The organism is Streptococcus sp., assembly GCF_030825805.1.
Lineage (GTDB): Bacteria > Bacillota > Bacilli > Lactobacillales > Streptococcaceae > Streptococcus.
Window position 1 is genome coordinate 22,451 of sequence record NZ_JAPJPF010000021.1, and the last position, 8,387, is coordinate 30,837.

At 46.3% G+C, this 8,387-nt stretch carries 8 protein-coding genes; 2 read left to right on the top strand and 6 right to left on the bottom strand.

Going from position 1 to position 8,387, the window contains the following annotated elements; genetic code table 11:
* Window positions 1-142: 142 nt before the first annotated feature.
* Complete coding sequence (locus RCH62_RS04735) at window positions 143-1,321, top strand: hydroxymethylglutaryl-CoA synthase (RefSeq protein ID WP_061564408.1); 1,179 nt, start codon at window positions 143-145, stop codon at window positions 1,319-1,321.
* Window positions 1,314-2,582 (top strand): hydroxymethylglutaryl-CoA reductase, degradative, encoded by a 1,269-nt coding sequence (locus RCH62_RS04740; protein WP_306474744.1) that lies wholly within the window; start codon window positions 1,314-1,316, stop codon window positions 2,580-2,582. The genes RCH62_RS04735 and RCH62_RS04740 overlap by 8 nt, the downstream gene beginning before the upstream one ends.
* A 46-nt stretch (window positions 2,583-2,628) precedes the next feature.
* Here the strand turns inward: RCH62_RS04740 and fni are convergent, their stop codons facing one another.
* From fni to RCH62_RS04770, 6 genes are all read right to left on the bottom strand, one after another.
* Window positions 2,629-3,645: a type 2 isopentenyl-diphosphate Delta-isomerase gene (fni, locus tag RCH62_RS04745; RefSeq protein ID WP_306474745.1), complete on the bottom strand. Its 1,017-nt coding sequence runs from the start codon at window positions 3,643-3,645 to the stop codon at window positions 2,629-2,631.
* Window positions 3,623-4,648, bottom strand: coding sequence for a phosphomevalonate kinase (locus RCH62_RS04750; RefSeq protein ID WP_306474746.1), 1,026 nt, complete (start codon window positions 4,646-4,648; stop codon window positions 3,623-3,625). The genes fni and RCH62_RS04750 overlap by 23 nt, the downstream gene beginning before the upstream one ends.
* Complete coding sequence (gene mvaD, locus RCH62_RS04755; protein WP_306474747.1) at window positions 4,638-5,588, bottom strand: diphosphomevalonate decarboxylase; 951 nt, start codon at window positions 5,586-5,588, stop codon at window positions 4,638-4,640. The genes RCH62_RS04750 and mvaD overlap by 11 nt, the downstream gene beginning before the upstream one ends.
* Window positions 5,570-6,448 (bottom strand): mevalonate kinase, encoded by an 879-nt coding sequence (gene mvk / locus RCH62_RS04760; protein ID WP_306474748.1) that lies wholly within the window; start codon window positions 6,446-6,448, stop codon window positions 5,570-5,572. The genes mvaD and mvk overlap by 19 nt, the downstream gene beginning before the upstream one ends.
* 120 nt (window positions 6,449-6,568) lie before the next feature.
* Window positions 6,569-7,522 (bottom strand): serine hydrolase domain-containing protein, encoded by a 954-nt coding sequence (locus RCH62_RS04765; RefSeq protein WP_306474749.1) that lies wholly within the window; start codon window positions 7,520-7,522, stop codon window positions 6,569-6,571.
* 35 nt (window positions 7,523-7,557) lie between these two features.
* Entirely contained in the window at window positions 7,558-8,292 is a 735-nt protein-coding gene (locus RCH62_RS04770; RefSeq protein ID WP_048715754.1) for a CppA N-terminal domain-containing protein, read from the bottom strand.
* Window positions 8,293-8,387: the final 95 nt, after the last annotated feature.

Here is an 8,387-nt window from a genome sequence, read left to right on the forward strand (position 1 = left end):
TTTTTCAAACAATCCCCTTGACCACCTCGGTCCTAAGAATGATTTCCATACGGATCTGGCTTTTTCAAGGGAGTTTTGCTCTCAAATATGGTAAAATAGTAACGAAATATACTAGTAGATATCAAATTAAAAGAGGTTATTTATGACAATCGGTATTGATAAGATTGGATTTGCGACCAGCCAGTATGTCTTGCGCTTAAGTGAGCTAGCGGCTGCTCGAAATACTGATCCAGAAAAACTCAGTAAAGGGCTCTTATTGAAAGAACTAAGTATTGCCCCTATTACAGAGGATATCGTCACACTTGGAGCAAGTGCCAGCCATAGTATTTTAACCGAAGAAGAAAAAGAAGAAATCGATATGGTCATCCTGGCGACCGAGTCAGGAATTGATCAGAGTAAGGCTGCTGCTGTTTTCGTTCACGGTCTCCTAGGAATCCAACCCTTTGCTCGGAGCTTTGAAATGAAGGAAGCCTGCTATGCTGCCACTGCCGCTTTGGACTATGCTAAACTTCATGTTGAAAAATTCCCACAGAGCAAGGTCTTGGTCATTGCCAGCGATATTGCAAAATATGGGATCGACACCCCTGGAGAGCCGACTCAAGGAGCTGGATCTGTCGCTATGCTGGTGACGCAGAATCCACGTATCCTAGCCTTTAATGATGATAATGTTGCTCAGACCCGTGACGTCATGGATTTCTGGCGTCCCAACTATTCCAGCACACCCTTTGTCAATGGGATTTATTCGACCCAACAGTACTTGGATTGCTTGAAAACAACTTGGACAGAGTATCAAAAACGGACTGGCTTAACCTTGGATGATTTTGCGGCGGTCTGCTTCCACCTGCCTTATCCCAAGCTCGCCCTCAAGGGCTTAAAAAAGATTCTTGACAAGAGTCTTTCTCCTGAGAAACAAGCCCAATTGCAATACAATTTTGAACAATCCATTCTCTACAGCCAAAAGGTTGGGAATATCTATACGGGTTCCCTCTTCCTAGGTTTGCTTTCTCTCTTAGAGAATCAGCCTCAACTAGTGGCTGGCGATCGCATTGCCCTCTATGGATATGGAAGTGGTGCAGTCGCTGAGATTTTTAGTGCTCACTTGGTCGAAGGATTTGAGCAAATGCTCCATCCAAACCGTATGGCAGAATTGGATCAGCGAAAAGCTCTTACGATTGACGAATATGAGAAGATCTTCTTCGAAGAGGCACAATTAGATGCTGAAGGCAATCAAACCTTCCAAGGTTACCAAGATCAAACCTATGCCTTATCAGAAATCAACGAACACCAACGAACCTATGTAAAGGTAGAACACCATGGTTAAATTAACTGGTTTTTCAAAAGCAAGTCCAGCAGAGCGCATCGAGAAACTGGCTCAGGCCGGACTCCTTTCAGAAGAAAGTCTACAAACAGTAAGGGACAATGAAACATTGCCCCTTTCTCTTGCCAATGAAATGGTCGAAAACGTCCTCGGCACCTTGGCTTTACCCTTTGGTCTAGCTCCTGGCTTCCAGGTAGATGGTCAGGAAATCCAAGTCCCAATGGTGACGGAAGAACCCTCTGTCATTGCTGCTGCTTCTTATGCTGCAGGGTTGATCAAGCGTTCAGGTGGGTTTCAGACCCAGGTTCACAAGCGTCAAATGATTGGGCAAGTGGCTCTCTATGATGTCAGCAATAAAGAAAAGGCCAGTCAGGCGATTACAGAAGCTAAAGAAGAACTGCTCCAACTGGCCAATCAAGCCTATCCTTCCATCGTTAAACGGGGAGGTGGGGCACGAGATCTCTGGACAGAGGTGAAAGGTGACTTTCTCATTTGCTACCTATCCGTTGATCCAAAAGAAGCCATGGGGGCTAACATGCTCAACACCATGTTGGAAGCTCTGGTCGACCCTTTAGAAGAGTTATCCGGGGGCCAAGGCTTAATGGCTATTTTGTCCAACCTAGCAACAGATGCCCTCGTCACTGCAAGGTGTCACATAGACTACCGCTTTCTCAGTCGTGATCCCAAGGAAGCTGCCGAAATTGCTCAGAAAATAGCTCTGGCCAGTCAATTAGCGGCTGTTGATCCTTATCGAGCAGCGACTCACAACAAGGGAATTTTCAATGGCATCGATGCTGTCGTCTTAGCAACTGGAAATGACTGGCGGGCGATTGAAGCAGGTGGCCATACCTATGCCAGTCGATCCGGACAAGCTCTAGGACTATCTAACTGGATGGATCATCCAGAACAGCAAGTCCTAGAAGGTCAGCTGACCCTTCCCATGCCTATCGCTACCAAGGGAGGCTCCATCGGACTCAATCCAAGTGTTCAAGTGGCTCATGAACTACTTGGAAATCCTGACGCCCAGACTCTTGCACGGATTATTGTATCCGTTGGCCTAGCTCAAAACTTTGCAGCGCTTAAGGCCTTGGTCAGCACCGGTATTCAACATGGGCATATGAAACTCCAGGCTAAGTCACTCGCCCTACTTGCTGGAGCTACTCCGTCAGAGGTGGCTCCGGTGGTGCAAGCATTGCTAGAGGACAAACCCTTTAACCTGGAAAAAGCCCAAGCTGTTTTAGAGGAAATTCGTCAAAGTAAGTAAAAAATCCTTCCGTGTAAACGGAGGGATTTTTGCTAGTTTCTTCAAGTTAATCATGGATGGAAGAGATTTGTTCGTGTCCTTCTTTTACTCGTCCGTAAAGAAGGTAGGGAACCTTTCTCAAATCGGCAAGTGTCTGACAAGAAAGAGCACACATGATCAGGCGCAAATCCTCTTTCCAAGCATTGACTTGGGCGATGACCTCTTCAATCGGCTGTGTCTCTACCAATTCTAAAATGGTCCGAGAAAGACCGACCCCCTTGGCTCCTAGAACCAGTGCCTTGATCATATCCAAGGGATGACGAACGCCACCAGAGGCGAGAACCTCGACCTGATCCATCAATGGTTGAGCTCCAAGCAAGGCTTGGACTGTTGTTTGTCCCCAGTCATTGAGATAGGAACGATTGCCTCCCCGACGATTTTCGATATAGGCAAAACTGGTCCCGCCTCTACCAGAGATATCAACGGTCCTGACACCTAGTTCGATGGCTCTTTGGATAGTTCTGGCATCCATACCAAAACCGACCTCTTTTAGCACTAACGGTACTGGTAATTGCTTTGCATAGTCTGCTAAATGGTCTTGCCAGTTTCTAAAGCTTCGTTCCCCTTCAGGCATGAGAAGTTCCTGCATGAGGTTGACATGGAGTTGGAGAAAGAGAGGCTGGGTCTCCTCAATCGTCTGTAAGCCCAGTTCAAGCGGTTTGTCAATCCCGATATTGGTCGCAAAGAGAAGGTCCGGATAAAGGTCCTTGACTCGATAGGAGCTGTCCTGAGGATCTTTTAAAGCTGCACTATAGGACCCCGTCACAAAGAGAATGCCACAGGCTTCTGCCACCTGGGCTAACTTCCGATTGATGTCTCCCCCCTTGGCACTGCCACCTGTCATGGCATTAATATAAAAAGGGTAGTCCCAATCACGACCCGCAAAATGGGTCGTCAAATCCACCTGATCTAAATCGATCCTTGGTAAAGAGGAATGAATCAACTCAACCTCATCAAAGCTATTGTAACCTGGAGTTTGCTCCAAGGCCAAGCGAATATGTTCATCCTTTCGGTTGGTCGTCATACTCTCCCATCCTTTCTGCATATAATAAATCAATCCCTGCTTCTTGCCAGCGTCTGACGATTGTTTGGGCAGCAGCCTCCTCAAATGCGAGGGCGATCCCACAATCTCCTCCTCCAGCGCCACTGGATTTTGCAATGACCGCTAGTCCCTCTTCTGCACTCTTTAATTGGGCCAGTTTTTTGGTATAAATCACCTCATTGAGAGATCGAAGTAAGTCACTAGCCCGACTGATAGAAGACCAGGCCAAGTCTCGGTCTGCCTCTTGAAAGGCCACTAAGAGGTCTTGTACAGCCTGCTCCGTCCCCTCTAAGAAGACAGGATCAATAGCTGAACGAACCTGGTTAATCAAGTCTCTTGAAATAGCAGGTTCCTGGGTCCAGCCTACTAAAAAAGTATAGGACAACTGAGGGGCAAGAGGCAGGATTTCATATCCCCAATCCAGGGCTAAGATCTGGTTTAAATCCTGATCTTGTAATTGCTCAGCCAGTGCCCGTCTGTCAAAAGAGCGGTAGCTAACCAATCTTTCATAGGCAATACAAGCTAGGTCTCCCATGGACCCATTATCTCCACGTCGAATCAAGACCAAACAGGCCAAACGAAAGAGCAAATCTGCTGACAGGGGAAAATCATAAAGAGCTGCCATGGCTTTGAGGGTCAACAAGACCACACTGCCACTAGAGCCAATTCCGAATTTCTTACCCTCTCGCTCAAATTTCCCCCCAATACGTAAATCAAAGGGAGCAAGTGCCACTCCTTGTGACTGGAGGTAGGCGTTCATTAGATGCACGGTTTCTTGGATCAGGGCATAGTCTGCCTGCGGAGCCAAATCAACCGCAAAGGAAAACATGTCCGACTGAATCCGATAAGTAGATGACGGTTGAATTTCTGCCTGCATGTAAATGGGAATAAACTGAATAATGGCTGTTTGTCCCGGGGTTAAGATAGAATATTCCCCAGCGATATACAGCTTCCCACCTGCTCGAACTGCTTTCTTATTCTTCATAGGATAGATCCTTGGTCTTGGAAACAATGATACGGTAGTCTTGTTCAAAAAGTGGAACAAACTGGTCCAGATCCTCTTCTAGACAGAGAACCTTCACATTCGGTCCTGCATCCATGGTGAAGTAGCACCGTTTCCCTTCGTTACGAAGAGAGCGCACGAAATCCATGGCCTCATAGCTCTTATCCGTCAAATAGGAGAAGGATGGGCTAGCAGTCTTGGTTGTAGAATGCATAAGAAGAGCATTCCGTTCGGTCAATTCCCCTACTTTTTCAAAGTCATTGTCCTTTAGGTAAGCCAGCATATCTTGGAAATCCTGAGCTGACTGACGGATCCATTCTTGGAAATTGCTAGAGGTTTCCGTGCACCGCTTCATCCCTTCCCGACTGGAAAGAATCTTTTGTTGGTCGTTTAACACCAGCATAATCATCGCCAGTTTGAGATCCGTTTCCACCTGGTAGATCTCTCCAGTATCCTTGTCCCAAGCCGCTAGAGGGCCAAAGAAAGAACGGGAAGACGAACCGGAAGCAAACTTAGCCGCTTGAGCTTGTTCTGCCTGCGTCATCCCCAGTTGGTAATAGCGATTGCAGGCTTTTACCAAGGCAGATAGACCACTGGAACTAGAAGAAAGCCCTGCAGCTGTCGGCATGTTATTGCTGGTGTCAACCCGCACAAAGCCTGTCTCCCCTTCTGGTTTAAAGCGGTCGATGACTGCTCCAATCTTGGCCTGCTCCGCTTCATTTTGGAAGACACCATCAATATAGAAGGCATGGGACTTGGCCTCAGGACCCAAAGGACTGAGGTGCGTCTCTGTATACATATTTCCCAAAGTCAAGGAAATGGAACTAGTTGATGGCACCATAGCTTCACTGTTTTCCTTGCCCCAATACTTAATAATGGCGATATTGGCATACGATTTTACACTTACAGGCTTTCGATCCATAACTCCTCCACTCCTTTATTTCTTAGTTCTTTTGCGATGATTTCTGCTTGTTCCTGGTCTGCAGCAAGGGCAATGATACAACCACCGAGCCCACCACCGCTCATTTTGGCTCCCAAGGCTCCACTCGCTAAGGCTAATTCCACCAATTGATCCGCTTCTGGACAACTCACTCCCACTGCCTGCAAATGATGATGGCAGTCTGATAAGATACGTCCCAAGGTGGGAGCATCTTTTTGAGCAAGGGCTTTTTCTGCTTGCTCAGTAAGGAGCCCGATTTCATGGAAACTAGCAAGGGCCGCTGTTCCCAAGTCCTTGACTTTCTGAATGGCTTCTTTGGTATGGCCATGGATACCTGTATCTGCAATGACCAGCTTGGCACCCAAATCAACTTCTAACTCACTAAAACCGACATTGCGAATGAATTTAATCGGCTGATCACTTAGGCAAGTCTTGGCATCCAGCCCACTTGGATTCATATGGGCAATCATTTCTGCTCGATTAACCAAGATTTCCAAGGTTTCTTGACTCAAATCTCGCTTGAAGTAATCAAAGACCGCCCGAATTGCCGCGATACTGACAGCAGCCGAGGATCCCATCCCCCGCTGAGCTGGAATCATGGAGTCAATCCTGCAAGCGATGGCTGCCTCCTCAATCCCCAAATACTCTAAGGAAGCGTAGACCGCCATCGATAAGCTGTCATTCTCAAAAAGGACCCACGGACGCTCCGCAGGTACAATCTGACAAGTGACCTGAATGTGAAGGAGGGGCAGGGCAATGGCTGGATAGCCATAAACAACCGCATGCTCTCCTATTAAAATAATCTTGCTATGTGCCTGGCCGACACCTATCGATTTCGTCATACGTCTCTCAGTTATCTTCATTCTTTTCTGCTATAGATTGCTAGATACAATCTTCTCTCCTTCCATTTTAATATAAAAAAAGGAAAAAAGCGATGGCTAAACCACGCTTCTTTCTCCGTCTTAGGAAGGATTTTTGCCGGTCCCTTCCATTTCTGTTTTGATGAGCTCCATGAGTTGATTCCGATCTATAATCCATTGGGCCCGATCATCTTTTTCATAGGTCCGATTGGATAAGAAAATAGCTGCCAATTGGAGCTTGCGGTTATAGAGAAGGAAGGTTCCTGTATAACCTGTATGGTCCAGCCAGTCTCCTTCCAGGTTCCAGGCCAGAGAGCGCGTCTTCCCTTCCTCTAAGGCATAGTTCTGGGAGAGGATTTCTGAAAAAGGATCCTGTAAGTAGTGCTCCAAGAATATTTCCATATCTTTAATAGTTGAAAACAGACCAGCACTTCCGGCATGGACTCCCAGTACACGCGCTTTCGGATCATGGACGACGCCAGCTGGAACGCCACGAAGGGTTGGCACCGCTTGAGAAACCGGACCAAAAGTAGTCTCCTTCATTTGCCAAGGTGTAAAAACTTGCTCCTGAAAAATCTGGGCCAAATCCTGACCAAACCACTTCTCCAGAAGAAAGCCCAATAAAAGAAAATTGACATCTGTATAGTGGAACTGGCGATTGTCCTTGAGCTTCAAACGGTGCAGGGCTTCTTTTAAGCCCTCAGCATCCAAGTCATCTCGTCCGGGGATGAAAGGATCCAAACCAGAAGTATGGGTCAAGAGCTGACGGATGGTCACCTCTGTCTGCTCCATATCCGGATAGTAGGAAGCTAAGGGACGATCGATATCGATTTTCCCTTGTTGGACCAGAAAAGCAAGAACCGTTCCAACTCCGACGACCTTACTCACACTGGCCAAATCATAGGTCAAGCCGGCAATAACTGGCTCTTGCTTGGCTGGATCAGCCAGTCCCAAGTAATACTCCTGCCAGCTTCCCTTCTGATAGAGAGCAAGAGAGGCACCTGGGTAGATGCCTGCTCCTATTTGCTCTTGAATTTTTTGGATGATTTTTTCCATTTTTCTTCACTCATTTCAATCAGCCAAAGACTTGCTTAGGCTTCGAACCACCATTCAATCTTGCTTGGATCCTCAACCAAGACAAATTGTTGCCTTTTTGGTACAAAAGTTACCTGATCTCCAAAGCAGGAGGCTAGTTCACTTGCTACAAATGGCTCTAAAATGACCTTGACCTGACAAAGGTCCCAAGTCTGTCCATTTGCTAGTGTAAGGTCCGGACCATCTGATGCTTCTAACTCTAAATAATCTTCTAAGCCAGGTAGTTGTTGATAGAAAGCTGTAGAAGTCTCTACATTAGGTACTCGAAGCACCATCTTTTCTACGAAAAACTCCGTCAAGGTTGTAAACTCTTCATTCGCTTGAAAATCTGGAACTTCCTCAATTTCAGTTAAACTGCCCACTTGCTCTTCCGCATGGAGCAAGATACGATCTCCTTCTGGCGAAAGGGCTTCAAAGGCATAGCCATTTTTTCCTTTAAAGAGGCGATCAACTTGATGTCCACGAGCCAGAAGCCACTCAATTTCTTGTGGGTTGGTCACGCGAATCTTTAAGCAAGCCAGGCGTTTTGGGCCCTCCACCTTGCGGGTTCTCATACTAGGGGATTCCTCTAAATAGAGGCGATCTGTCTTCGATTGATCTCCAAGGGATAATAAAGCCCCATCTTCCAACAGGGTTTTCATTCCTAAGACCTTTTCAAAAAATTCTTGATTGACATTTCGATTGTTTGTTTTTAATACAGGTGAAATACTACTAATCTTATTTATGCACATAATTCCTCCAAGTCTTTTATATTTTAAAAGATTTTCTTTTTTTTTACAAGAAATCTTGTGCAAAAAAGACAGATTTTTCAAAAATAAAAATCTGT